Source organism: Arcobacter venerupis (assembly GCF_013201665.1).
GTDB lineage: Bacteria > Campylobacterota > Campylobacteria > Campylobacterales > Arcobacteraceae > Aliarcobacter > Aliarcobacter venerupis.
Genome location: NZ_CP053840.1, coordinates 1,569,373 through 1,593,831 on the forward strand (window position 1 = coordinate 1,569,373; position 24,459 = coordinate 1,593,831).

Annotated in this window: 28 protein-coding genes; 16 read left to right on the plus strand and 12 right to left on the minus strand. The window is 26.7% G+C overall.

Annotation, left to right across the window (positions count from 1 at the left end):
* Positions 1–70 precede the first annotated feature (70 nt).
* From AVENP_RS07750 to AVENP_RS07760, 3 genes are read left to right on the plus strand one after another with little or no spacing between them, the layout of a single operon-like run.
* Positions 71–775, plus strand: coding sequence for a response regulator transcription factor (locus AVENP_RS07750; RefSeq protein ID WP_128358474.1), 705 nt, complete (start codon positions 71–73; stop codon positions 773–775).
* 39 nt (positions 776–814) lie between these two features.
* Positions 815–1,009, plus strand: a complete 195-nt coding sequence (locus tag AVENP_RS07755; RefSeq protein WP_128358473.1) for a hypothetical protein — start codon at positions 815–817, stop codon at positions 1,007–1,009.
* A gap of 35 nt (positions 1,010–1,044) precedes the next feature.
* The gene (locus tag AVENP_RS07760; protein WP_235663723.1) at positions 1,045–1,281 is read left to right on the plus strand and encodes a hypothetical protein; all 237 of its coding nucleotides are present in this window, start codon (positions 1,045–1,047) and stop codon (positions 1,279–1,281) included.
* A 10-nt stretch (positions 1,282–1,291) separates the two neighbouring features.
* Here the strand turns inward: AVENP_RS07760 and lgt are convergent, their stop codons facing one another.
* From lgt to AVENP_RS07775, 3 genes are all read right to left on the minus strand, one after another.
* Positions 1,292–2,095, minus strand: coding sequence for a prolipoprotein diacylglyceryl transferase (gene lgt, locus AVENP_RS07765; protein WP_128358471.1), 804 nt, complete (start codon positions 2,093–2,095; stop codon positions 1,292–1,294).
* Complete coding sequence (locus AVENP_RS07770; protein ID WP_430385357.1) at positions 2,095–3,387, minus strand: (Fe-S)-binding protein; 1,293 nt, start codon at positions 3,385–3,387, stop codon at positions 2,095–2,097. The genes lgt and AVENP_RS07770 overlap by 1 nt, the downstream gene beginning before the upstream one ends.
* Positions 3,388–3,491: 104 nt before the next feature.
* Positions 3,492–4,475 (minus strand): hypothetical protein, encoded by a 984-nt coding sequence (locus AVENP_RS07775; protein WP_128358469.1) that lies wholly within the window; start codon positions 4,473–4,475, stop codon positions 3,492–3,494.
* 122 nt (positions 4,476–4,597) lie between these two features.
* Here AVENP_RS07775 and rraA point away from each other — a divergent pair, with 122 nt between their 5' ends.
* The 4 genes from rraA to ovoA all read left to right on the plus strand — a co-directional run bounded on the left by rraA (position 4,598) and on the right by ovoA (position 10,161).
* Positions 4,598–5,077 carry a ribonuclease E activity regulator RraA gene (gene rraA, locus AVENP_RS07780; RefSeq protein ID WP_128358468.1) on the plus strand — a complete coding sequence of 160 codons (480 nt, stop codon included), beginning with the start codon at positions 4,598–4,600 and terminating at the stop codon, positions 5,075–5,077.
* Between the two features lies 1 nt (position 5,078).
* Positions 5,079–5,654, plus strand: coding sequence for a gamma-glutamylcyclotransferase (locus tag AVENP_RS07785; protein WP_128358467.1), 576 nt, complete (start codon positions 5,079–5,081; stop codon positions 5,652–5,654).
* Positions 5,641–7,866, plus strand: a complete 2,226-nt coding sequence (locus AVENP_RS07790; RefSeq protein ID WP_128358466.1) for a tetratricopeptide repeat protein — start codon at positions 5,641–5,643, stop codon at positions 7,864–7,866. Before AVENP_RS07785 ends, AVENP_RS07790 begins: the two co-directional genes overlap by 14 nt.
* 204 nt (positions 7,867–8,070) lie before the next feature.
* Complete coding sequence (ovoA, locus tag AVENP_RS07795) at positions 8,071–10,161, plus strand: 5-histidylcysteine sulfoxide synthase (protein WP_128358465.1); 2,091 nt, start codon at positions 8,071–8,073, stop codon at positions 10,159–10,161.
* Between the two features lie 12 nt (positions 10,162–10,173).
* On the opposite strand, the gene AVENP_RS07800 is transcribed toward ovoA, so the two are convergent.
* On the minus strand, positions 10,174–10,725 hold the full coding sequence (locus AVENP_RS07800) for a hypothetical protein (RefSeq protein ID WP_128358464.1): 552 nt from the start codon (positions 10,723–10,725) through the stop codon (positions 10,174–10,176).
* 55 nt (positions 10,726–10,780) lie between these two features.
* On the opposite strand from AVENP_RS07800, the gene AVENP_RS07805 reads away from it, so the two are divergent.
* A complete protein-coding gene (locus tag AVENP_RS07805; RefSeq protein ID WP_128358463.1) occupies positions 10,781–12,016 on the plus strand; it encodes a ComEC/Rec2 family competence protein in 1,236 nt (411 codons plus the stop codon).
* Here the strand turns inward: AVENP_RS07805 and AVENP_RS07810 are convergent.
* The 6 genes from AVENP_RS07810 to AVENP_RS07835 all read right to left on the minus strand — a co-directional run bounded on the left by AVENP_RS07810 (position 12,009) and on the right by AVENP_RS07835 (position 17,199).
* Positions 12,009–13,343 (minus strand): sodium-dependent transporter, encoded by a 1,335-nt coding sequence (locus tag AVENP_RS07810; RefSeq protein WP_128358462.1) that lies wholly within the window; start codon positions 13,341–13,343, stop codon positions 12,009–12,011. The two genes, AVENP_RS07805 and AVENP_RS07810, sit on opposite strands and share 8 nt — an antisense overlap.
* Positions 13,344–13,443: 100 nt before the next feature.
* Positions 13,444–14,226, minus strand: coding sequence for an SHOCT domain-containing protein (locus tag AVENP_RS07815; protein ID WP_128358461.1), 783 nt, complete (start codon positions 14,224–14,226; stop codon positions 13,444–13,446).
* A 78-nt stretch (positions 14,227–14,304) separates the two neighbouring features.
* The gene (locus tag AVENP_RS07820; RefSeq protein WP_128358460.1) at positions 14,305–15,042 is read right to left on the minus strand and encodes a 3'-5' exonuclease; all 738 of its coding nucleotides are present in this window, start codon (positions 15,040–15,042) and stop codon (positions 14,305–14,307) included.
* A gap of 17 nt (positions 15,043–15,059) precedes the next feature.
* Positions 15,060–16,082, minus strand: coding sequence for a tRNA preQ1(34) S-adenosylmethionine ribosyltransferase-isomerase QueA (queA, locus tag AVENP_RS07825; RefSeq protein ID WP_128358459.1), 1,023 nt, complete (start codon positions 16,080–16,082; stop codon positions 15,060–15,062).
* Positions 16,083–16,084: 2 nt separating this feature from the next.
* Entirely contained in the window at positions 16,085–16,816 is a 732-nt protein-coding gene (gene tatC, locus AVENP_RS07830) for a twin-arginine translocase subunit TatC (protein ID WP_128358458.1), read from the minus strand.
* Entirely contained in the window at positions 16,816–17,199 is a 384-nt protein-coding gene (locus AVENP_RS07835) for a twin-arginine translocase TatA/TatE family subunit (RefSeq protein ID WP_235663722.1), read from the minus strand. The genes tatC and AVENP_RS07835 overlap by 1 nt, the downstream gene beginning before the upstream one ends.
* A 201-nt stretch (positions 17,200–17,400) precedes the next feature.
* On the opposite strand from AVENP_RS07835, the gene AVENP_RS07840 reads away from it, so the two are divergent.
* The 8 genes from AVENP_RS07840 to AVENP_RS07875 are packed head-to-tail and all read left to right on the plus strand — an operon-like array spanning position 17,401 to position 21,925.
* Positions 17,401–18,156, plus strand: coding sequence for a TerB family tellurite resistance protein (locus AVENP_RS07840; protein ID WP_128358456.1), 756 nt, complete (start codon positions 17,401–17,403; stop codon positions 18,154–18,156).
* A gap of 2 nt (positions 18,157–18,158) precedes the next feature.
* Complete coding sequence (locus AVENP_RS07845) at positions 18,159–18,398, plus strand: (2Fe-2S)-binding protein (protein ID WP_128358455.1); 240 nt, start codon at positions 18,159–18,161, stop codon at positions 18,396–18,398.
* Positions 18,391–18,624, plus strand: a complete 234-nt coding sequence (locus tag AVENP_RS07850) for a (2Fe-2S)-binding protein (RefSeq protein ID WP_128358454.1) — start codon at positions 18,391–18,393, stop codon at positions 18,622–18,624. The genes AVENP_RS07845 and AVENP_RS07850 overlap by 8 nt, the downstream gene beginning before the upstream one ends.
* On the plus strand, positions 18,624–18,836 hold the full coding sequence (locus AVENP_RS07855; RefSeq protein ID WP_128358453.1) for a hypothetical protein: 213 nt from the start codon (positions 18,624–18,626) through the stop codon (positions 18,834–18,836). The genes AVENP_RS07850 and AVENP_RS07855 overlap by 1 nt, the downstream gene beginning before the upstream one ends.
* 21 nt (positions 18,837–18,857) lie before the next feature.
* The gene (locus AVENP_RS07860) at positions 18,858–19,619 is read left to right on the plus strand and encodes an NAD+ synthase (protein WP_128358452.1); all 762 of its coding nucleotides are present in this window, start codon (positions 18,858–18,860) and stop codon (positions 19,617–19,619) included.
* A gap of 3 nt (positions 19,620–19,622) precedes the next feature.
* A complete protein-coding gene (locus AVENP_RS07865) occupies positions 19,623–20,762 on the plus strand; it encodes a DegT/DnrJ/EryC1/StrS family aminotransferase (RefSeq protein ID WP_128358451.1) in 1,140 nt (379 codons plus the stop codon).
* A gap of 6 nt (positions 20,763–20,768) precedes the next feature.
* Complete coding sequence (locus tag AVENP_RS07870; RefSeq protein WP_128358450.1) at positions 20,769–21,728, plus strand: tetraacyldisaccharide 4'-kinase; 960 nt, start codon at positions 20,769–20,771, stop codon at positions 21,726–21,728.
* Positions 21,725–21,925: a PLDc N-terminal domain-containing protein gene (locus tag AVENP_RS07875; protein WP_128358449.1), complete on the plus strand. Its 201-nt coding sequence runs from the start codon at positions 21,725–21,727 to the stop codon at positions 21,923–21,925. Before AVENP_RS07870 ends, AVENP_RS07875 begins: the two co-directional genes overlap by 4 nt.
* Positions 21,926–21,943: 18 nt before the next feature.
* Here AVENP_RS07875 and hemN read toward each other — a convergent pair whose 3' ends face one another.
* Together hemN and argF are read right to left on the minus strand one after the other, a co-directional pair.
* On the minus strand, positions 21,944–23,311 hold the full coding sequence (gene hemN, locus AVENP_RS07880) for an oxygen-independent coproporphyrinogen III oxidase (protein ID WP_128358448.1): 1,368 nt from the start codon (positions 23,309–23,311) through the stop codon (positions 21,944–21,946).
* On the minus strand, positions 23,312–24,241 hold the full coding sequence (gene argF / locus AVENP_RS07885) for an ornithine carbamoyltransferase (protein WP_128358447.1): 930 nt from the start codon (positions 24,239–24,241) through the stop codon (positions 23,312–23,314).
* Between the last annotated feature and the right edge of the window lie 218 nt (positions 24,242–24,459).

The window sequence follows — 24,459 nt, forward strand, 5'->3', positions numbered from 1 at the left end:
TGTTTTGACAAATTTTAAAATTTTAGTTATTATTATATTTTAAACCAAAATATTATTAAAGAGAATTATTATGTTAAAAACAGTAAAAAATATTAGAAAACTTTACAATGCAAAACTACTTTTTATAAGTAGTGATGAAAAAATAAATGAATCAATTGGAAATGAATTTGATGATTATTTTAAAGAATTAAAAGTTACTTCAAATTTAAAAGATGCCTTAACACTTGCGTGTTCAAATAATTATGATATGGCTATTATAGATGCAGATACAGTAGGTATCTCTTTTTCAGAACTTTGTTCAGAACTATCAGCATTAGCTCCTTCATTACCAAAAATAGTTGTTTCAGATGCTGATAATAATGAAAACATAGTTACAGCGATTAATTCAGGTGCTTATACATTTTTGTCAAAACCTTTAAGAGCAAAAGATTTAAAACTAGCTGTTATTATGTGTCTAAATCAAACAAAAAGAGGTGATAAAATAGAATTCGAAAATGGAATCTATTTTGATGAGTATAGAGATCAATTTTTTAAATCAGGTGGAATTTTAATTGATTTTACAAGATTAGAAAAATCTTTTTTAAAATTATTAATAACTAAACGAAATGATATTACAGATTATGATATAATAAAAGATGTTGTATGGAAAGGTAAAGATATGTCTATTTATACTATGCGAAATATAGTTAATAAAATTAGACAAAAAACATATTATGAAATTATCAAAAACCACTCTAACAAGGGCTATACAATAGATATTCTTAAGTCAAATTAATTGTGTTGATTTGCAAAATCTAAATAAAAAAGTTATAATATGGAAGAACTGATTGTTTCCAAAGAAGAATTAATCCAATTATTTGAGAGTCAAGTTATAGAAGATACGGGACGAGCTTGGTTAATGGATGGTAAAGTTATTGAAATAATAGCTTTACATGATATTGAACCAAGATTTCTTCAGGATGTTACTAATGCTAAGTTCTATAAACTAATAATCAAAGGTAATAAATAATGTCGCATTGCCCTTTCTGCAAAAAAAAGATTGCTATGAGTAAGGCTTTTTGCTCTAGAAGCTGTAAAGAGAATTATTTTCAATTAATAGCAATACAAGTACCAAAACCTTTTTTAAAGAGAATTTTTGTATTTTGTACACCAGAACAAAGAGATGCTGAAATAGAGAACTTTGCAAGTAGGCATGGCTGGAGATTAGATTTATTGAGAAACAAAATTGCTGAACTTGCAGTTGATGCTGGATATACAAAAGAAATAAAAATAAGTAGTTAAGCTTAACTACTTATTTTTTTATTTTTAAATAAACTACTATACAAATCCCAAAAACTATCAATGATTGTAAAATTCCCATTGTAAGCCAATTACTATAAATAAATCCTAATTGAATATCTGGTTGTCTGAAAAATTCTGCTATTATTCTAGCTGTTGAATATAACATTCCATACATTAAAGCTAATTGTCCATCAAAAGTTTTTCTTTTTCTTAAATAAACTAAGATTACAAAAACTATTAATCCCTCAAGAATTGCTTCATATATTTGAGAAGGATGTCTTAATACTTGTCCTACATAAATTCCCCAAGGAATATCTGTTGCTCGTCCAACTAATTCTTGATTAAAGAAGTTCCCAAATCTTCCAAAAACATAGGCTGCTGAAATACCAAGTACTGCAATATCTGTTATAAACCAAAAAGAGATTTTGTTCTTTCTGCAAAATAGATACGAAGCTATAATAAAACCAAAAAATGCTCCATGATAACTCATTCCTGAAATTCCTGCATAAACTCCATCAATATATGGATTGAATATTTGCCAAGGGTGAGTTAAATAGTAGCTCGTCTGAGTATCATAAAATAAAATATAACCTAATCTTGCACCTAAAATTACTCCAATTTCTGCCCACCAAATATATGAATCAAATAATTCATTAGATATTGGTAATTTGTCATGTTTTATAAACCATTTTGCTACAAATATTGCACTAATTAAAGCAAGCGCATACATTATCCCATACCAATGAACTGCAACTGGACCTAAATTAAAAGCAATAGGATTAAAATGTGAATATATATTTTGCCAATATTCCATTAGTTCTCCAATGCTTCAGCTATTAGCTCAATTGGATTTTTAAATTGAACATCAACATCTGCCAAGAATAATGAGTTTGTAATTTGCATTCTACAGGCACTACATTCAGCACTTACAATTTGAGCTTTTGTCTCTTTTATCATTGCAGCTTTTGGCGCACCTGCTGCTTTTGCAAAACTATATTTTTCTGTTTGCATAGTAACTCCACCAAATCCACAACATCTATTTGGATCACTCATTTCAGTTAATACATAATTTTGAGATAATAAACTTCTAGGTTCTTTCCAAACACCTTGCATTTTTTTTGCATGACATGGATCATGATAAGTTACTAATTGATCGAATTTTTTACCACTGTTAGCAAGTAAATTTTTTAAATTTGTACTATTTTCTAACCATTTTGTAGCCATAAATATTTTTTCAGACAATTTAGCAGCTCTTTTTTTCCATTCTGGTTGGTTATGGAAGTAATGTTCCCAATCTTGTTTTATCATCGCACTACATGTTGCTTCTGGAATAATTACAGCATCAACTTGATCAATCCATGTTTCAAAATATTCGATATTTTTTTTAGCAAGATAATCAACTGTATCAAAGTCTCCTGTAAAATATGCAGGTGCACCACAACAAAGTTGTTTTTTTGGAATCATAATATCAAGGTCGAGTTTTTTTAGAATTTTAACTAATGAATCTCCCGTGTTAGTGTAAGTATAATTACTCATACATCCTATGAAAATTGCAACTTTATTCTTTTTAGTTTCTTCTATTTTTTTATTAGTTGCAGGAATATTTGCAGGATATTTATTTAAAAAACTTCTTGAATCTGCAAATGGTAAAACTCTTCCTTTTTTTACTATTGGAAGAGAGAATCTTGGAAGCGCCGATTGTTTTTTATCATCAAGTTTTAAAGCACATGTTTGAAATACCCATCCTAATTTTGATAAAAAATCCATAGTTCTTCTATGTCTTAATAAAAAGAAAAACAGTCTTTTATACCATGTAATACCAAATTTCTTTGCAATATCGCTTCTTACTTGCTCAATTATCATATCTGTTGGCAAATCATTAGGGCATACTTCAACACAGTTTGTGCATAAAAAACATGACTCAAATATATCTTTTGCTGTTTTGTCAAGTTCTAGCTCATCTCTTTCATAAGCTCCTAATAAATCAATAAATCCTCTAGGACTGGTTGCTTCATCTTGATTTATATTAAAAATAGTACAAACGGGTTTACATTTTCCACATTTTACACAGTCATCTGAAATAGCTGTGTAATTAAATTTATTCATTGACACCTTATCTAACCTTTTAACTTTAAAAATTTTAATATTTATAATAAAAATTTAATATACAAAAATAATAGTTAAAAGTTGTTAAATAGCTATTTTATAAGCTATGGCAATTGTGATTTTGCTTTGATTTTTTCTTCTAGATTTTTACTTGTTCTGCTTATTCCAAAATTTATTAATTCTAAATATTCTGGATCTAAAGTTAATAACTTTGCTTTATTATAGAGCTGATTTGCAACTTGAAGTTGATTATATGCTTCATTTATTAATGCTAAATTGTAAATAACTTCAAAACTTTTTCCATTGAATTCATTATCAAGTTTTTCAAGTTCAATTTTTGCTAAATCGAGATTTTTTGTTAAAATTAATTCAACAACTTTTTCAAATTTTTTTTCTTGTTCTTTTGAAAAAATTAAAGTTTCTTTATTTAATTCATCAATTATTTCAATATCATAATAGACATAATGAGGTGAAATATCGTCTAAAATATCACTTGCAATATCATTTGCTATTTGACTATTTACTCTAAACTTATCACTAGTATTTGAATAAAAAGGATAAGGATGATAATCATAACACATACTGTCAAAACTTGATTTGTCATAAGTTTTTGCATAAATTAAGTTATTTGTTATTGGTTTAATTAATTTTATATTTGTTGTGACATTATATTCTCGTTTCTCGCAAGGAATAAGTCTTGTTCTATACTCAATGCACTGTTTTGACTTACTTCTTTCATCATATCTATAATATCTACATCTTGCATAATCAACCTCGGTTCTATAATAAACTTGAATATCTAAAGATGAATTTAAAACTTCACCTGTGAGAATAGCATCTGTTCCAAAATCATTGTTTTTTAATTCAAAAACTCTTTTATTATCAATAGTTTTATTTGCGATTTTATCTACTAAACTAGCCGTTTGATTAACATCATCCCTATAAAATCTATCAACTCTTATTGTATATATCTTATCTTTTTCAATTTTTGAAGGATATAAAGACTTTATGGTTAATCTTTTTGTACTACAAGCACTAAAAAATAGAGTTAAAACGACAGCTAAAAATATATTAAAAACAATTCTCATATCAATCCTTTAAAAGAGTATTATATCTTATTTGTATAAATAAGCCAGATAGAGTTTTTTCAAATAAGAATAAATTAATACTAAAATGAGATAATAATGTATTTTATAAAAGGAATTTGATAATGGGATTTTTCACAGCAGATTTATGTGATATATTTAGTAAAAAAACAGAAGTTCTAGGTCCTGATTTTAACTCTTATGGGGGAAGTAAGAAGTTTAAAGGAGAGGCAATAACAGTAAAACTTGATAAAAATAATAGAGATTTAGCAACACTTTTAAAAGAGAATAATGGTCTTGGAAAAGTTGTTATTGTTGATGTTGATATGCAATATTATGCTGTTGTTGGTGATAATTTAATGAAATTCGCATATGAAAATAAATATGAAGGAATTATTGTAAATGGTTATGTAAGAGATACTGTAACTACAAAAGAGTTTGATATAGGATTACTTGCAAAAGGTACTTGTCCTAGAAAATATATTCCTATGCAAGATGCTCAAATTAATGTTCCAGTAATCATAGATGGTGTTGAAATAAACCCAGGAGATTATGTTTACGTTGATCCTGATGGAATAGTTATTAGTAAAGAGAAATTGGTTTAATATGTATCTTTTTGGATTTGGTTCTTTAATAAACCTAACAAGTGCACAAAAATCTTTTAAAAGAGTTTTAACTCAAGATGATTTAATACCTGTAAAAATAAAAGGTTATGAGAGAGTTTGGAATGCAATAGAATCCATACAATTTGAAGAGAAGAAAGTAAATGGAGTTTTTTTAAATATTCAAAAAAATGAAAATTCTATTTTAGATGGAGTTGTAATTGAAATTTCCCAAGAAGAGTTAGATATTTTAAAATTAAGAGAAAAAAATTATTCTTGTATAACTATACAATCAAAAGATACTCTAAACAAAGATTTTAAAAGTGATTTAATTGCTTTTATGACTACAAATGAGAAGAAATTAGCAAAAGTAGGGGATTTAAATACTTTTATTCCCGCTAAATATATTCAAATTATAAAAGAGGCTTTAAAAAATTATGACGATGATTTTGTAAAAGGATTTGAAAAATCTTTAAAAAATTATCCTTTTACTTTAAAAGAAGGCTCATATATATTCACAGATCCTATACAAAATAATGTTGCAAGAGAAGGAATAAAAAAACAAGATGAATCAAAATAATTGCTTTATACATATTTCAAAATTATGTAATACAAAAAGAAAAACTGTTGATGAGAGTTGTGTTGTTAAGAAAAATAATGAGTTACATATAACATATTGCGAAAATGATACTTTTGAAAAGTTTGAAAATGATTTGAATTCTTTGGCAGGAAGTTCTTCTTTATTTTATTTTTTTAAGAAGAAATTTTCAACTATTTTTATCTCTATAATTTCTGTTTTTGTTATTTTAATAGCATTTTTATCAGTATCTATTTATGAAGACTTCTTGAAGAAAATGATTTTTGAATCGCCTTTTTCTTGGGTTTTTAATGATTATATAGCTTTTAGTTTCGTGTTTATATTTTTTCTTGGATTGTTAGTTATGCCCTCACTTTTAGATGGTGAGGGAAGTGAATTTAAGAATCTTATATCAAGTTGGTTTAATAAAGATGTTAGAAAAGTAAAGAAATTGAAATTAAGTTTATCTAATTTTGATAAAAAAACAATTGTTCATCTTTATAACTTTGATTTAGAAGATTCAAATCATTGGCTTTGGAAAATATATGTAAATGCAGTTTTAAATAGATTTAATGATGTTCATTTTTATGTTAGAAATGATAAAGTCCAAAACGTAGCTAAAAGATTAAAAAAGCTAAACATATTAGATATAGAAATAATTAAAGATGAAATTATTTCTAAAAAGTGTGATGTAGAAATTCTACTTTCTTCAAAAGAGCAAAAATTATATTCGTTATTACAACTTTGTTCAACTACTATATTAAAACAAAGGGATAAAAAGAATTTTATATCATTAGAACTTTTTGAATATTGTGGGAAGAATTTCATAAAAGAGGAACAAGATTCTAAAAATCAACTTATTTTTGGTTTCCAAAATTTTATAAATAGAAGTTTTGATGACTTTAATTTTTTAGCTCAAGAAAAATCTTTACAATTATATTTCACTTCAAATGTAACTTTTAAAGATTTAAGTGAAGAAGAAAAAAGGTTGGCATATTATCTTAGAAATCATATTGAAGAGTGTGTTTCTACTTTTGAAAATCCAATATCATTTTTGATTTTATATTATTATGTAAAAGATATAGTTTTAAATCAAAGAAGAACTATAAAAATTTTAGAGAAATTTATAAGTTCTATGAAACACAAAGAACAATATGAATTAGTAAATTTTTATTGGTTTGAAATTGCAGGTTTTATGTTTGATTTTAATGATGTAAATACTTTTGAAAGTTCAAATAACTCTTATTATAGAAAATTATCTATTGAATCTTTGAATGATTTAATCTTTTTATTTGAAAGAAATGGTCATTTTGAACAAGCAATTTTATTAACAAACTATTTATACGAAATAAATCCAAATAAATATGCTTTAAATATCTGTTCATTATATGAAAGAATGGGGCAATTTGAACTGGCATATAACAGTTTGCCAAAAACATTAGAAATAGGAAAAAATTCAAAACCTACTGATATTGAAGTTAGATATTTTCAAAGAAAAGCAGCTTGGATTATTATTAGCCAAAGAAATGAAGAGTTAAAACATGAGGGAATTAAATCTTTAAATAAATTAGAAGAGTTACTTTTCTCTCATAGTGAAGATAATAATCCTTTATGGTTATGGCACTTTTATAATATAAAAGCTAATTTGGAAGAGTGGAATGAAAACTATGATGAAGCAATAAAATATTATAAAAAATCCCTTTCAATCCCAACACTCGGTGCTTTTGAATATGGTGGGACTTTTATAAATATGTCTATTTCTTACAGATTTAAATATATTCAAGAAGTTGAGAAAAATACAAAAACTATTGACAAATCTATAAAATTAGGAAGATTAGGGCTTGTTTTAAAACAATCTGTTGGAGATAGAGATGAAATGCCAATCGTTTTACACAATTTAGCTTTAAATATTCTATATAAAATTCTATACACTTCAATGGATACAAGTTTATGTAATGAAGTTTTAGAACTTACCAAAGAGGCTTTAGAAATATTAGATAAAACAAAATCAATAAAAAGATTAGGGATGGTTTTAATAGAAAATTATATTGCAAAATCTTTATTTAAATTAAAAACTAATGATACTGTTGAAAAACTTGAAAAACATATACCACTTTTAGGTCAAAGTGAGTTGACTCAATTATTAAATATTTATCAAGAGTTTGAAAAAATAAATAAAATTAAAAAAATAGAATTTTTAGATAAATTAATTTAGAGTTATCGTATATGTGAGGTTTAAAAGCCTTTATTGAGATTTATTGATAAAGGATTGAATTAAAAAGATTAAATTTTAGATTTGACTAAAAAACTTTCAGATATTATAGATGTGTAATTTTATAAAAATATGAAATGACTTTAAATATGTACAAGTATATATTAAATATAAATAAAATAACAAGAGAAAGAATTTGAGGTAAATATGAATTATAATTGGAAAACTATAGATTTAAATAACGGAACAGTAGAAGAAAAAAGAGAAGAGATAAAACAATACTTTTTACAAACTTATGAACTAGATGAAAAACTTTTTGATTTATTAAAAGATAAAAAACACATACTAGAACAACCAAATAGATTAAGACATCCTTTGATATTTTATTTTGGACATACAGCAACATTTTTTATGAATAAACTAAATATATCAAATATTACAACTAAAAGAGTAAATAATACTTTTGAAGCTTTATTTGCAATTGGTGTAGATGAAATGAGTTGGGATGATTTAAATGATGCAAATTATCAATGGCCTAGTTTCGAAGAGACTAAAGCTTATAGAGATGAAGTAAAGGCTTTAGTATTAGAGCTTATTGATACTATTGAGTTTTCTATTCCTATTAATTGGAATTCTCCTATGTGGATTATACTTATGGGAATTGAGCATGAAAATATTCATATTGAAACATCATCTGTATTATTAAGAGAACTTGATATTAAATATTTAAATGATAAAGAACTATTTGATTACAACAATGAAAGAAGCCAAACTTATCCTCAAAATGAATTAGTTTTTGTGGAGGGTGGCGAAGTTGTTCTTGAAAAAGACCACAAAAAGCCAGAATTTTATGGTTGGGATAATGAGTTTGCTTTTCATAAGGCATTTATAAAAGATTTTAAAGCTAGTAAATATCTTGTATCAAATGGAGAGTTTTTAGAATTTGTAAAAGATGCTGGTTACAATAAATTACATTATTTTAGTAAAGATGGATTAAAGTGGTTAGACTTTACACAAACAAAAATACCAACATTTTGGATAAAAGAGGGTGATAAATACTATTTAAGAGAAATAAATAGAGTAGTAGAATTACCACTAAATTATCCTGTTGATATAAATGTTTATGAAGCTGAAGCTTTCTGTAAATATAAAAGTGAGAAATTGGGCTTTGAAGTTAGACTTCCAAGTGAAGATGAATTTTATAGACTAAATGATTATGTAAAAGCCCAAAATTATGAATCAAATATTGGATTAAAGTACTTTAATCAAACACCAGTTGACAAATATTCTATGGGTGATTTTTATGATGTTATTGGAAATGTTTGGCAATGGAGTATAACGCCAATGTATCCACTTGATGGCTTTGAAACCCATCCTATATATGATGATTTTACAACTCCTACTTTTGATGATAGACATGCACTTATAAAAGGTGGATCGTTTATAAGTTTAGGAAACGAGACTCTAAGAAGTGCAAGATATGCCTTTAGAAAACACTTTTTTCAACATGCAGGATTTAGATATGTTAAAAGTGATAATGAATATAGAACTAAACTAAATGATAATGTATATGAAACAGATGAACAAATTTCTCAATATTGTGAATTTCATTATGGTGAAGAGATTTATGGAGTTAAAAATTTTCCAAAAAATTCTGTTGAAGTTTTATCGCCGTATTTAAAAGATATTAAAAAAGAAAAAGCCTTAGATTTGGGTTGTAGTGTTGGAAGAAGTTCATTTGAATTAGGAAAAATATTCAATGAAGTATTAGGAATTGATTTTAGTGCTAATTTTATTAGTGTTGGAATAAAACTTAAAAAATATGATAGTTTAACATATAAAGTAGCAACTGAGGGTGATTTATATGAAGAAAAAACTGTTGCATTAAAAGATTTTGACCTTGAAGAAATCAAAGAAAGAGTAACTTTTATGCAAGGTGATGCTTGTAATTTAAAAGAGATGTATACAGCTTACGATTTAATTTTCTGCTCAAATTTAATTGATAGATTGTATTATCCTCAAAAGTTCTTAGATGATATCCCAAATAGAGTAAACAAAGATGGTCTTTTAGTAATATTAAGTCCATATACTTGGCTTGAAGCATATACTCCTAAAAAGAACTGGTTAGGTGGATTTGTAAGAGATAATAAAGAAGTAAAAACTTTAGATACTTTAAAAGAGAATTTAAAAGATAGATTTGAACTACTTGATACTATTGATGTTCCTTTTGTGATAAAAGAGACAGCTAGAAAACATCAACATACAATTTCACAAATGAGTATTTGGAAAAAAAAATAGAGAATTTATTCTCTATTTTTTAGATTGATTTAAAGTAAATAATAGTTTTAATTGTTCGCTAGTACTTGCAAGTAATAATTGATTTTCTTTTAGAATTGAACCATCTTTTATACTGTTTAAATTCCCTGTAGAATTACTATTTTTTAGCTTTGATTCCTGATTTGAAGTTAAAGAATTATTTACATCATCAAAACTTATATCTTGAACAGTTCTTCCTGTAGCTTCTTGTTGAGCTAATTTTAAATCTTGTTTAAGTTGGTTAATTTGGTTTTCAATATCTGAAAGAGAATTATTTCCAGAAGAATTATTCTTTCTTAAGGCTGCTAATTTTTTTAAGATTTCTTCAATATTTTTTAACTCTTCCTCTGTATATCCAGTTTTTAGAAGTGACATTAAATCTTTAACTAAGCTTTCCGTTGATTGTTTTTCAACTTCTATTGTATTTCCTTCTTTTTTTATTAAAGAGTCAAAAGAATCTTCTTCTGTGTTTTTAGTGTTTTTTGATGAAAAATTTTCATTTGTACTACTTAATAATGACGGTGATGTTGTTTCTAATATTTGCATAAATCTTCCTTTTATAAAAAAGAAAATTGTATCATATTTATGTATAATAATTAGTATGATTATTAAGATAAAATATTATAACAAACAAGTTCTCGCAATACTTTTTTTACTTTTCATTTTTCTGATAAATCTATCCATTGAATATAATAAATATTTAGATTTGATTGATGAAGAGATTTATGAAACAAAAGTAGAAGTTTTAAATATTTATGAAAAACCAACAAAAAAGGTTTTAAGATTAAAAAGTGCTAATTTTGATTTCTTTACAGATATAAAAAAAGATGAAGATATTGTTAAATCTGATTTTTTAAACATAGCAATAATTTCTTTTAACATCACTTTTTTAGACTATTTAAAAGGTTTTTATACAAAAACTATTTATTTTGATTATCTAGAAAAACCTGCAAAATTTAGCGATAAAATCATAAAAAAAATAGATTCAAATCATGAAGATAAGATAATAAAAGAGTTATTTCAAGCTTTATTTTTAGCAATTCCAATTTCAAAAGAGTTAAGAGATATTTGTACAAATTACAGTATTAGCCATTTAATAGCACTTTCTGGCTTTCATTTAGTTGTTTTATCCTTTGTAATATATTGGATGTTTTATTTTCCTTATAATTCTTTTCATCAAAAATATTTCCCTTTTCGAAACAAGAAATATGATTTACTTTTAATTTCGATATTTTTTCTCTTTTGTTATTTGCTTTTGACAAATATAGTTCCCTCACTTTTACGAGCTTTTGTAATGTTTGTATTAATGATATTTTTACTTCGCTCAAATATAAAGATAGTTTCTTTTATGACTTTGTTATTTACTTTTTTGATAGTTATTGCATTATTTCCAAAATTTTTATTTTCTTTAGGGTTTTGGTTTTCAATTATGGCAGTTTTTTATATATTTTTATTTGTAAAATATTTTGTAGATTTAAATAAATATTTACAAATTATATTTTTTAATATTTGGATGTTTTTGATTTTTAATCCAATTGTACATTTTTATTTTCCACAAACCTCTTATGAACAGTTTTTATCAATAATAATTACAATATTTTTTACTTTATTTTATCCCATTGAAATTTTTGCTCATATTTTTGATTTTGCTAGTTATTTTGATGGATTTATAAAATATTTTTTATATCATGAAATGTATGTTTATGAAGTTTTTACACCTTTTTATTTTTTTATTGTTTACCTAGGGTCTTCCCTAGGTTCAATATTTTATAAAAAGGCATTTTATTTATTAAATATTTTGATGATTATATTTAATATTTATTTGTATGTTATATAACACCTATTTGATTTAAAAATAGTACTATTATTGCTAAAGGAACAAAATATTTAATTAATGAATACCAAATATTAAATACTAATAAGTTTGTGTGTTTAGTAAATATTTTTTCTAATAATTTTTTATCAACAAAATATCCCAAGAAAATAGATATTATAAATGCAGCTAATGGCATCATAATTGAAGATGTTACATAATCCATCCAATCAAAGGCGTTTTTATTGAAGAATGTTAACTGCGCACCATATGAACTAGACATTGAAAGTAGTGCAACTATCCCTAAAATATAAAAAATAGATCCACACATAATTGTGGCTTTTTTTCTTGACATATGAAATCTTTCTATAAAAAACATTAATACAGGTTCTATCATAGAAACAGCAGATGTAATACCCGCAAAAATTAGTGCCACAAAAAATGAAACTGCAATTACATTTCCTAATGTTCCCCAATGTTCAAAAATTACTGGTAAAGATATAAATACAAGTCCTGGTCCAGCTGCACTTTTTGCGCCTGCTTCAAATAAAAATGCAAAAATTATAACACCAGCAATTAATGCAACTATAGTATCAACAAGTGCCACTAAAATAGATGATTTTATGATATTAACATCTTTTGATAATGATGCAGAATAAGTAATAATTGTTCCAATACCTAAAGAAAGTGTAAAAAATGCTTGACCAAGTGCTGCTAAAAGAGCATCGGAATTTATCTTGCTCCAATCAGCATAAAACATAAATTCAAGTGATTTAGAAAAACTATTTAATGTTAAGGCATAAATAAATAAACCAAATAATATAATGGCTAATAAGGGCATTAAAATAAGATTTAGTTTTTCAATTCCATCTTTTATACCTTTTAATACAATCCAAATAACTGTTAATGAAACAATTGTATGAAAAAATATTTGAGAAATAATATCTTTTGAAATAAGATTGTTAAAAGTATTAGCAGCAATTTCTGAACTTGCAGGAAGATCTGAAATTGAGATAAATACATACTTTAAAATCCAGCCCAATACAACAGAATAGAATGATAAGATGATTAATCCAGCAAAAACCATAAAACTTGCATATTTCCAGTTAGGATTTTTTGATTTTGAAGTAGTTACAAAAGATGTTGCAACATTTGCTTGAGAATTTTGTCCAATTAAAGACTCCGCAATAAATACAGTTAATCCAATAAATAATATAGCTAGTAAATAGATTATTACAAATGCACCACCACCATACTCTCCTGTAATATATGGAAATTTCCATATATTTCCTAAGCCAACTGCAGAACCAGCAGCAGCTAAAATAAAACCAATTCTTGAGAATCTATTCAACGTTACCCTTTGTATAAGAAATAAGTGCAAAGTATACAAAAAATAAAATTAATAAGTAATTGAGATTAAATTAATAGGTAATTTAATCTCTAATTGTTTTTTAAAGTCTTGATAATAGTTCAGATTTTTTAGTATTAAACTCATTATCTGTTAAAATTCCAGCTTTATGTAAAGAGGCAACTTGTTCAATTAGTTCAATAATTGCTTTTGATGATTCATTTGATACAGAAATTGAAGAATTATTTATTATAGGTTGTGTAATTGGTTCATTTATAGGTTCTATAAAGTTATTTTTAACTGGTTCAATAAAATTGTTTTGAGTAGTATTGTTCGTTTGATTTGCACCTGAAACAACAGGAAGAGTTGAAACTAAAATTGTTCCATATTGACTAGAAAAAGTTAAAGAATCATTTCCTCCTTGTTGTTGTGAAATACCAGATATATTATTGTCTAAAGTATCATAAACAGTTACTTGCCCATTTATATCAACTGCTAATCTATTTTGAAATATTGCATATCTTGTACTATTTTGAGCTCCACTACTAAATGGATTTCCAAGTTCTCCTGGCCACCATTGATTACTCTCTCGTGTTCCTTTTGGCGCCAGTGGAAAGATAATTGTAGTTGCTAAGGCATTTGAAATGTCATTACAAAGATTGTCAACAGTGTTTTTTAAACCATAATTAAACATGTCTCCAACCATAGTCATTCCACCTCTCATCCATTGTCCTCCACCGCCAAGTTCTGGACAATTAAATTGAGCCATTGAACCACCACCGTTATTCACTGCTCCAATCATATAAATAATAGCATTTTGACTTAAATTGTATCTATTCGAGAGGTCATTTACTATATTTTGACCCTCTGTTGTTAGTTTTTGCATATTGATTCCTTTTACAAATCTTGTAATTTATACAGTTTGTTAAAAGGTATATTTTAGAATTTTGTAGTATTTTTTGAGTTATTTTAAAACTTTATCAAGAGTATATCTTAAATCTTCATCAAGTTCCATATTACTTCTCATCCAATTTAAGTATCCTGCATCTTCCCTTGCAACGACTTCAACATCTTTTCCTTTATATTTACCAAATTTAAAAGTTTGAATAAACACAGGAGTTTTTGTTAAATCTACAAGTTTTTCTATTGGATTATAATCAGGATAGATTTCTCTACACTTTCCTACAAGTTTAGTTAAAAATAGTTTCATTACAAGCACATCACCAATAGCATCATGAGCTTTTATAGTGATATTATGTTTAGCAGCCTCAGCCTCTTCAATTTTATAAAGTTCAAGGGCGTATCTTATATATTGAAGTCTGTGGTATGGAAGTTCTGGAAATAGATGTTTTGCGCATCTTAAAGTATCAATTAATTGATATTGATTTACAAATCCTTCTTTTTTTATCATTCCCATATCAAAAGAAATATTGTGAGCTATTAGATAATTTTCAGTTGAATTTAACTCTTCAAGTTTTTTATAAAAGTTTGTTTCAACTGCTTTTGGTTTTCCTACTAATAAATCTGGTGTAATATTGTGAACTTCCATAGCTTCAAGTTTTATTTGAACATCACTTGAACATAATTCATCAAAAGCTTCAACTTTACCTTTTTGATCAACAATCATTGCTCCAAATTGGATAACTTTGTCATCTTCTTGGTTTCCAGTTGTTTCTGTATCAAATAGTACATAATATGCCATATTAATTTATTCCTTTTTTATATAATCAACATACCATCACCATAAGAGTAGAATCTGTAGTTCTCTTTTATAGCTTCATGGTAAATTTCAAGTGTTTTTTCTAATCCTACAAATGATGCAACAAGCATAATAAGCGTAGATTTTGGTAAATGAAAGTTTGTTAGTAAATAATCAACTTTTATTGGTTTATTTACTGGATTTAAAAATAGATCACATTCACCTTGGATTTTATTTGTTCTTGAATAGTATTCAACAGTTCTTGTAACCGTAGTTCCAACTGCTAGAACTTTTGGTGCATTATCCAAAGCTTTTTTAGCTTCGATGCCAATTTCAAAATATTCACTGTGCATTGGATGGTTTAAAATATCATCAACATCAACTGGTTTAAAAGTTCCAGCTCCAACATGAAGTGTTAGATAATTTACTTCATATTTAGTATTTATTTTTTCTAAAAGTTCAGGTGTAAAGTGTAATGATGCAGTTGGAGCTGCTACTGCACCATAATTTTTAGCAAATAATGTTTGATAATCTTGTTCATCTTTTTTATCATCACTTCTATTCATATATGGAGGAAGTGGTAGATGACCAATTTTATTTAAAATATCAACCAGTTCTAAAAAATCAAGTTTTTTGTCATTTTGGAAAAATTGTACAACACGACTTCCATCTTCATTTACTTCTAAAACTTCAGCATTTAGGTTTTCATCAAAAAATAATTTTGTTCCAACTCTTACTTTTCCACCTATCATTACTAAGTATCTATCCATAAACAGTGGTTTATTAAGGAGTAGTTCTATTTTTCCACCAGTGTCTTTTGTTCCAAAAATTCTAGCTTTTATAACTTTTGTATCATTTAGAAAAATTGATAATTCATTTGGTAAAAAATTCATTAGATTTTTAAAAGTTGTGTGAATTATTGAATTTGTGGCTCTATTGTAAACTAAAAGCCTAGCAGAGTCTGCTGGGCTTACGGGATGAGTTGCTATTAACTCTTTTGGTAAATCATAATCATAACTTGAAGTTTTTAGTGGGTCAAGCAATTTTACTCTTCCTCATCTTCTTCTTTTGCAGCTGGATTAAACACTTTTGCCACATAAATAGAAACCCCATAAAGTAAAATTAATGGTCCTGCCATTAAAAATTGTGTTAAAACATCAGGTGGAGTTAGTAGTGCAGCCACAATAAAAATAATTACAACAGCATATCTAAAGAAGTCTTTTAGCATTTTATCGTCAACAAGACCGATTTTCGCAAGGAAAAAAGTAATAACAGGTAACTCAAATGCAATTCCAAAACCAACTAATAATTTTGTAAAAAAGCCTACATACTTACCAATACTTGGTAATACTGTAACAACCGCTGAACCGAAATTTACAAGAAATTCAAAACCAAATGGAACAACAACATAATAAGCAAAAGAAGCTCCAATTAAAAACATTAATGTAGCAAAAAATACAAAAGGAACTACAAGTTTTTTTTCATGGTCATAAAGTCCAGGAGCTAAAAATAGCCATAATTGCCAAAATATCACAGGTAAGGATACAACAAAACCTGCAAAAAATGCAACTTTTAATGCTGTAAAAAATGTCTCTTGAATTTCAACTGCAACCATTTGAGAGTTTTTAGGTAAAACAGCCTCAATGGGAACCATCATCCAATTTAAAATAGGTTCATAAAAAGTAAAACAAACAAAAAACATAGCAACGACAGTAAGTGTTGAAATTACTAATCTTTTTCGTAAGTCAGCTATATGGGGTTTTAAATCTTCAAACATTAAATATTATCCTCTTTTTTTTCATCTAATTTAACTTTAAACTTATCCTCTTTTTTAAAAGAAACTTTCTCTTTTGGTGTTTCTTCTTCAACTTTTTCAATTTTCTTTTCTTTAGAAGAAGTTGTATTTAAATCATCATTTATAATATCTTTTAATCCCAAATCTATTTTTGTATCCATTGATAAAGAAGTTTTTGTCTCTTCAATTTGAGATTTAAATTTACTAGCTTCTGCTTTCATTTCAGAAATATTAAGTTCATTGTCTAAAGTTGATTTTGCATCTGCAAGACCATTTTTAAATTTGTTAATAAATTTAGCGATTTGTACCATTGTACCGGGTAGTTTTTCAGGCCCCAAAGCGATAACTGCTACAATTGCAATCAATAAAATTTCCGTAAAACCCATTCCAAACATTTATGACTCCAGTATATAATTAAAGACGGAAATTTTAGCTAATTAGATTAGAAATACTACTTAAAAGGAATCTTCTTTAGAATTTCAAATATTTTAATTAAAAATGAAACTCTTAATTTTAAATTTGATAGAATCCCATAAAATTGAAACTTGTATTAAAAGGGTGTAAAAATGGAATTAATAGTTTTAGTAGTTGTAGTAGTGATTTTGTTCATAATTGGGAAAAACTATAAAACAGAAGAGTTTGTAAATATAAATTTAAAAAGAAAAGATAGATTTGATGGTGATTTATTACACCATGAAGCTGGGCTTTTAGTTGCACTTATGGCAAAAGTTTCAAAAGCAGATGGAAAAGTTAGTGAACTTGAAGCTGAAGTTTTAAAACATACTTTTACAGATATTTCAAGTCATTTTGAAAATAATGAGGAAATCAGAGAAAAACTTAAAACTATTTATGAAAATGAAAAAGAGAATTTTACTAATTTAATTGATATTTCAAATAAATTATACAATTTAACAAGTAATGATTATTCTAAACGTATTAAAATTATGGAATATTTACTAAATTTAGCTTTTATTGATAAAGAGTTTTCAAATTCTGAAAAAATGATTACAGAAGATATTTCAAATGCTTTAAAAATTAAAATAGAAGATTTTAATAATTTAATTAAAACTTTTGAATCTTTTTATGCGCAACAAGCTTCGAACAAAGCAATAAGTGTAGAAAAAGCTTATGAAATTTTAGAATCAAATCCATCAGATGATGCAGCTACTTTAAAGAAAAATTATAGAACTTTAGTAAAAAAACATCATCCAGATATTATCTCAGGGCAGGGTGCTACTCAAAATATTATTGATGAAGCAACTAGAAAACTTCAAGAGATAAATGAAGCATATGAGTTAATAAAGAAAGAAAAAGGCTTATAAAATTGCTAAATTTCGAGGAAAATTATGAAGTATGTAATTGTAAAAAAGTTACAATACGAGATATTACAAATGCAATAATAAATCAAAAAGCCTCAACACTTAGGGAAATTCAAGATTTTACAAGCGCGGGAACTGAATGTAGACATTGTATTCTTTCTGAGGGTGATTTTGGAAAAATGAAAAAAAAAAATTATTGCAAAGATATTTTAAATGAAGTAAAAAAAGGATTAGAGAATGGCTAGAAATTTTCCACACTCTTTTGAAGTTTGCACTTGTAAACATGTAACATTGGGTGAAATAATTTATGCTATAAAAGAAAAAGGTGCTAAAACACTTGAAAGTTTAGGAGATTTAACAGATGCTGGAACGTGCTGTAAATCTTGTAAAAATAAAGAAAGTGATATTGGTGTAGAAAAAATGGAATTATACTTAGAAGAGATACTAAAAAAATTTAATAAAGAACAATAATGAAACAAGAAATAATAGAAAACATTAAAAAGCTTATAAAAATAAATCCCGAAGAGACAATAGAAATAAACCCAAATTATTTAGAATATTTTGATGAAGAAGAATTACTTGAGATACAAAAACAATTAGAATTCAAAAAACAAAATATTGCAAAAATTACTAATAATTATTTGGATGAGATTTATGAAAAAACAAAAAAAGATGAGATATAATTACTTAATAAAGGATTAAAAGTGACAGAATGGGGAAAAATTAAGGAAGATTTAATTTCGTTTTTAAAAACTGAAGTTGAAAAAACTGGTCTAAATAAAGTTACTGTTGGGCTTTCAGGTGGCCTTGATTCAGCGGTTGTTGCAATTTTATGTAAAGAAGCTTTTGGAGATAATTTAAATTGTGTGTTAATGCCATCACAATTTTCTTCAAAAAGTTCAACAGAGCATGCTATAGAAGTTTGTAAGAAATTTAATATTAAATATGAAATTATTTCAATTGAACCTATGGTTAGTGGTTTCATAAAAAATATGGATGATGATAAGCTTAGAATTGGAAACTTTAGTGCCAGAATGAGAATGTCAGTTTTATATGATGTATCTTCAAGAGAAAAATCATTAGTGGTAGGAACTTCAAATAAAAGTGAACTACTTTTAGGTTATGGAACAATTTTTGGTGATATTGCATGTGCAATTAATCCAATAGGTGAAATTTATAAAAGTGATGAGTTTGAATTTGCAAGAATCTTAGGTGTTCCAGAATCTATTTTAAATAAAGCACCAAGTGCAGATTTATGGGAAGGGCAAAGTGATGAAGAAGAACTTGGATACTCTTATAAACATATGGATGAAGTTTTAAAAGTAATGGTTGATCAAAATAAATCAAAAGAAGAGTTAATAAAATTAGGTTTTGAAGAAGATTTAATTAATAGATTAGATTACAGAATAAAAGCAAATGCTTTTAAAGGTAAATTACCAACAATAGCAAAAATAAGGTGGAACTAGCTTATGGCTAAAAATATTGCAATATATAAAGCATCTATAGATAATGAAGAATTAAATCAAATTAGATCAGTTTTAGAATCAAAAAATGATTTGTCAAAAGTGATAGAGTTTGAAGAGAGTATGAAAAAATTTATTGGTGCAAAATATGCAATAGCAACAGCAACTTCAACTGCTGCTATTCATTTAGCATTAAGTGCGATTAAACTCAAAAGAGGTGATAAGATTTTAATGTCTGTTAACTCTTTTGTAAATTTACCTGAAGTTGTAAGACATTTTGATGCAGAGCCAATTTTTATTGATATTAATATGGAAGATATGAATATTGATATTGATAAATTTGAAGAAGCTTTAGCCGCTAATGATTCTAAAAAATTAAGAGGAGCAATAATCACCTTTATTGGTGGCCAAGCTCCTGATTTAGATAGAATTTATGATATTGTAGAAAAATATGGAATTATTTTAATTGAAGATTGTAGAGCCTCTTTAGGTGCAACTTATAAAGGCAAAAAGATTGGAAATTTAAGAGCAGATATGACTGTATTTTCAACTAATCATTCTCCTTCAAAATATGCAATTAGTCGTTCAGGAGTAATTGTTACAAATAATGAAGAGATAGCAAATCGTGCAAAACTTTTAAGAACACATGCACTTACTACTGCGTATGATAGTTATGGAAACTTAGATTATGTATATGATGTTGTTGACATCGGGCATAAATACGATTTATCTGAACTTGATGCAGCTTATTCACTAGCGCAATTAAATAAAATAGATAAATTCATAAAAAGAAGAAAAGAAATAGCAAAATATTATGAAACTAAATTATCAAATGTAAAACATATAACAATCTTACAACACAAAGATGAGCATATTTTCACGCAATTTATCATAAAAATCTCAAGAAATAGAGATGCCTTTGCCAGAGCTTTAAAAGAAAGAGGAGTATCTACTGGACTTAACTATATTCCTTTACATCTTTTATCTTATTATAAAACAAAATATTCTATAAAAATTACTGCCTTTCCAAATGCATTAAATAACTATCAACAAATTTTATCACTTCCTATATATGCGGGACTTACTGATGAGGATGTAAATTATGTTTGTGACCAAGTTATTGATGTCGCATCACAATGGGTTTGATTTAACTTGAAACAAAAATTACACTTATGGATTGAAGATTACCTCTTCTTTCCAAATGCGCTTCAAAAAATAATCTCTTTTTTACTTCTTCCTTTAACTTTTATTTATATGTTAATTATCTTAACAAAAAGAGCAATGGCAAAACCAATTAATTTTGGAATTCCTGTTATTTCAGTTGGAAATATAATAGTTGGTGGAAGTGGAAAGACTCCAATTACAATTAAATTAGCTTCAAAATATGAAAATGCTTGCATAATTTTAAGAGGTTATGGAAGAGCTTCAAAAGGTTTATATGTAGTTTCATTAAATGGAAAAATTCTAGAAGATGTGAAAACAAGTGGAGATGAAGCTATGCTTTTGGCAAACTCTTTACCAAAAGCCACAATAATTGTAAGTGAAAATAGAGTAAAAGCTATTTTAAAAGCAAAAGAGCTTGGATGTAAAATTATATTTTTAGATGATGGTTTTTCAAAATATCAAATATCAAAATTTAATATTCTTTTACGACCAAAAGATGAACCTACAAATATTTTTTGTCTGCCAAGTGGTGGATATAGAGAACCAAAAGGTTTTTATGCCCAAGCTGACATTGAACTACTTGAAGGAAGTGATTTTAAAAGAGTTATTTCTATCAAAAAAGATGGAGTAATTAGCGAACTTCCTGCTAAAACTCTATTAATTACAGCAATTTCAAAACCAAAAAGATTATTAGAATTTTTACCAAAAAATATTAAAATGATTAGTTTCCCTGATCATTATGATTTTACAAAAGATGATATTAGTAAAATTGAAGAAGAGTATAAAGATTATTCTTTTATAACAACTGGGAAAGATTTTGTAAAATTAGAAAAGTTCAATCTAAAGAATTTGTATTTAATGGATTTAGAGATACAAATTGATGAGAAAGTAAATTTTTCTTTAATGGATGAATATATAGAAAGTTTTAAAAAAGGAGCTCAAAAATGATGGGTATTATAATGTCATCTTTTGTAATGGTATTTGTGATTTTTACATTTATTTTATATATCTATATTTTAATAGATATTTTAAAACACGAATTTACTGGTTACAACAAAATTATTTGGATTCTTGTTCTTATATTTTTCCCAGTTTTAGGAGCACTTTTATATCTAGTTTTTGGAAGGTCTCAAAGAATAAAGTAGCATTTATAGCTACTTTATTTAGATAGTTTTAGAAAATCTTCTTTTATCTTCAGGGATTTTATTTAAATATGCATCAAAAGGCATACAAATATTTCTAATAAGCATAGTTCCTGTTTGTGAGACTTTTATTTTTTCATCACTAACTTCTATTAGTTCTGCATCTTGGAACTCTTTAAGAGCCGCTAAGGCATCTGCAAAGTACTCTTTGAAGTTTATTTTAAACTCTTGCTCAACTCTTGTAATATTTAAAGAGAAATTACTCATTAATTCCATAATTACAAACTGTCTTAATTGGTCATCATCACTAAGTCTATAACCTTTAAACACTGGTAAATTTCCATTATCTAAAGCATTTTCCCAAGGTTCTAATTCTTTAAAATTTTGTGCATAATAATCAACACCATTTCCAATTGATGTAAGTCCAATTCCAATTAAATCAGCTCCACCTTTTGTTGTATAACCTTGGAAATTTCTATGTAATTCACCTTTTTCAATTGCTTTAAATAATTCATCTTCAGGTTTTGCAAAGTGATCCATTCCTACCATTTTATAGCCATTTGATGTGAAAAAATCAATAGTATCTTTTAACATCTCAAGTTTTTCTTGGGGTGCTGGAAATGTTGATTCATCAAACTTTCTCATAGTTTTCATAAGCCAAGGAACATGGGCATAATTAAAAACTGCAAATCTATCAGTATTTAATGTAAGCATTTTTTCTAAAGTTTTTTTGAAACTTTCCCTTGTTTGATGAGGAAGACCATAAATTAAATCCGTATTTACAGAGTGAATTCCAGCATCTCTCGCAATATTTATCACATTTTGTGTTAATTCAAATGGCTGAATTCTATGAATTGTTTTTTGAACCTCTTCATCTAAATCTTGAACTCCAAAACTTAATCGATTACAACCACCAGCTTTTAAAACATTCATATGTTCAACTGTAAAATATCTAGGATCAACTTCACATGAAACTTCAGCATCAGATGCAAAATTTGGAAAAATTTCTTTTACTGCACTTATAACTTCTTGCAATTGTTCAGGAGTAAAATATGTTGGAGTTCCTCCACCAAAATGCATTTGAGTTACAACTCTTGAAGTATTCAAATGATTTTTTAAAATATTTAACTCTTTTTTTAGATACTCAATATATCTTGTTTTTTTATCTTCTTTTGAAGTAAAAATTGTGTTACATCCACAAAAATAACAAGCACTTCTACAAAATGGCATGTGAATATAAAGAGATATTGCTCTATCATCACTTTGATTTTTGTAATACTCTTTTAAATCTTCTTGGGTAAATGTTTCACTAAATTCAGGAGCAGTAGGATAAGAAGTATATCGCGGACCTGGTCGTGAATACTTCTCGAATTTTTTAAAATCTATCATTTATGCTTCGTCTCTTTTTCTATCAAGCCAAACCATAACACCTTTTTGAGCATGAAGTCTATTTTCAGCTTCTTCAAAAATTAAACTTTGTTTGCTTTCCATTACTTCTTCACTTACTTCATAACCTCTATATGCAGGTAAACAGTGTAAGAAAATTGCTTTATCTTGGGCTAATTTCATCATTTCAGCATCAACCATATATCCTGCAAAATCTTTTACTCTTTTCTCTTTTTCAGATTCTTGTCCCATAGAAACCCAAGTATCAGTTGTTACTACAGTTGCACCTTTTACAGCCTCTTTAGGGTCATTTGTTATTGTGATTTTTGCACCACTTAATTTTGCCATTTCAAGAGATTTTGCTAAAATAGAAGCATCAACTTCGTAACCTTTTGGAGTTGCAATTCTAAGTTCAAAACCTAATTTTGCAGCTAAATTAAGCCATGAATGAGCCATGTTATTTCCATCACCAACATAAGCAGCAACTAAATCTTCCGTTAATCCTGCTTCTTGAATAGTCATATAATCAGCCATAAGTTGCACAGGATGATATTCAGTTGTTAAACCATTTATTACAGGAACTTTTGAATATTTTGCAAACTCTTCAATTTTACTATGTTCAAAAGTTCTAATCATCACCATATCTACCATTCTAGAAATAACTCTTGAAGTATCACTCATTGGCTCACCTCGACCTAGTTGAATGTCATTTGATGAAAGAAATAAACCAATACCACCTAACTGATAAATCCCTGTTTCAAAAGATACTCTTGTTCGTGTAGAGCTTTTCTCAAAAATCATTCCTAATGTTTTTTTAGGCATGTAATCTTTAAAGACTCTAGCTTTAGTTTCATCTTTGATTTGTTTAGCAAGTGTTAATATTTCTAAAATTTCATCTTTAGAATAATCAGCTAATGTTAAGAAATGTCTCATTTTATTTCCTCTGTAATTAATAAAAACGAACATTCTATTTAATTTAACTTTATAACTACTTAAAAGTTACAGTTTTATAATAAAAAAACTTCTAATTTTTCTAATAAATCTAAGCAGTATATTTATAAGAAGTGCCTTTTTATGACACTTTTGTGACAAAAATACTCATTACTTATTAAGAAAATCTCTCATACAATTACAAAATGTTTAAAAAGGAA

What these genes read in the sequence shown, in the direction of transcription:
- tatC (WP_128358458.1), bottom strand. Translation starts at nt 16,816, where the DNA reads ATGTTTGAAGATTTAAAACCCCATATAGCTGACTTACGAAAAAGATTA.
- AVENP_RS07850 (WP_128358454.1), top strand. Translation starts at nt 18,391, where the DNA reads ATGGCTAGAAATTTTCCACACTCTTTTGAAGTTTGCACTTGTAAACAT.
- AVENP_RS07815 (WP_128358461.1), bottom strand. Translation starts at nt 14,226, where the DNA reads ATGCAAAAACTAACAACAGAGGGTCAAAATATAGTAAATGACCTCTCG.
- AVENP_RS07770 (WP_430385357.1), bottom strand. Translation starts at nt 3,387, where the DNA reads ATGAATAAATTTAATTACACAGCTATTTCAGATGACTGTGTAAAATGT.
- argF (WP_128358447.1), bottom strand. Translation starts at nt 24,241, where the DNA reads ATGAGACATTTCTTAACATTAGCTGATTATTCTAAAGATGAAATTTTA.
- AVENP_RS07755 (WP_128358473.1), top strand. Translation starts at nt 815, where the DNA reads ATGGAAGAACTGATTGTTTCCAAAGAAGAATTAATCCAATTATTTGAG.
- AVENP_RS07750 (WP_128358474.1), top strand. Translation starts at nt 71, where the DNA reads ATGTTAAAAACAGTAAAAAATATTAGAAAACTTTACAATGCAAAACTA.
- AVENP_RS07805 (WP_128358463.1), top strand. Translation starts at nt 10,781, where the DNA reads ATGATTATTAAGATAAAATATTATAACAAACAAGTTCTCGCAATACTT.
- AVENP_RS07820 (WP_128358460.1), bottom strand. Translation starts at nt 15,042, where the DNA reads ATGGCATATTATGTACTATTTGATACAGAAACAACTGGAAACCAAGAA.
- hemN (WP_128358448.1), bottom strand. Translation starts at nt 23,311, where the DNA reads ATGATAGATTTTAAAAAATTCGAGAAGTATTCACGACCAGGTCCGCGA.
- AVENP_RS07865 (WP_128358451.1), top strand. Translation starts at nt 19,623, where the DNA reads ATGGCTAAAAATATTGCAATATATAAAGCATCTATAGATAATGAAGAA.
- AVENP_RS07760 (WP_235663723.1), top strand. Translation starts at nt 1,045, where the DNA reads ATGAGTAAGGCTTTTTGCTCTAGAAGCTGTAAAGAGAATTATTTTCAA.
- AVENP_RS07775 (WP_128358469.1), bottom strand. Translation starts at nt 4,475, where the DNA reads ATGAGAATTGTTTTTAATATATTTTTAGCTGTCGTTTTAACTCTATTT.
- lgt (WP_128358471.1), bottom strand. Translation starts at nt 2,095, where the DNA reads ATGGAATATTGGCAAAATATATATTCACATTTTAATCCTATTGCTTTT.
- AVENP_RS07875 (WP_128358449.1), top strand. Translation starts at nt 21,725, where the DNA reads ATGATGGGTATTATAATGTCATCTTTTGTAATGGTATTTGTGATTTTT.
- rraA (WP_128358468.1), top strand. Translation starts at nt 4,598, where the DNA reads ATGGGATTTTTCACAGCAGATTTATGTGATATATTTAGTAAAAAAACA.
- AVENP_RS07785 (WP_128358467.1), top strand. Translation starts at nt 5,079, where the DNA reads ATGTATCTTTTTGGATTTGGTTCTTTAATAAACCTAACAAGTGCACAA.
- AVENP_RS07790 (WP_128358466.1), top strand. Translation starts at nt 5,641, where the DNA reads ATGAATCAAAATAATTGCTTTATACATATTTCAAAATTATGTAATACA.
- AVENP_RS07840 (WP_128358456.1), top strand. Translation starts at nt 17,401, where the DNA reads ATGGAATTAATAGTTTTAGTAGTTGTAGTAGTGATTTTGTTCATAATT.
- AVENP_RS07855 (WP_128358453.1), top strand. Translation starts at nt 18,624, where the DNA reads ATGAAACAAGAAATAATAGAAAACATTAAAAAGCTTATAAAAATAAAT.
- AVENP_RS07800 (WP_128358464.1), bottom strand. Translation starts at nt 10,725, where the DNA reads ATGCAAATATTAGAAACAACATCACCGTCATTATTAAGTAGTACAAAT.
- ovoA (WP_128358465.1), top strand. Translation starts at nt 8,071, where the DNA reads ATGAATTATAATTGGAAAACTATAGATTTAAATAACGGAACAGTAGAA.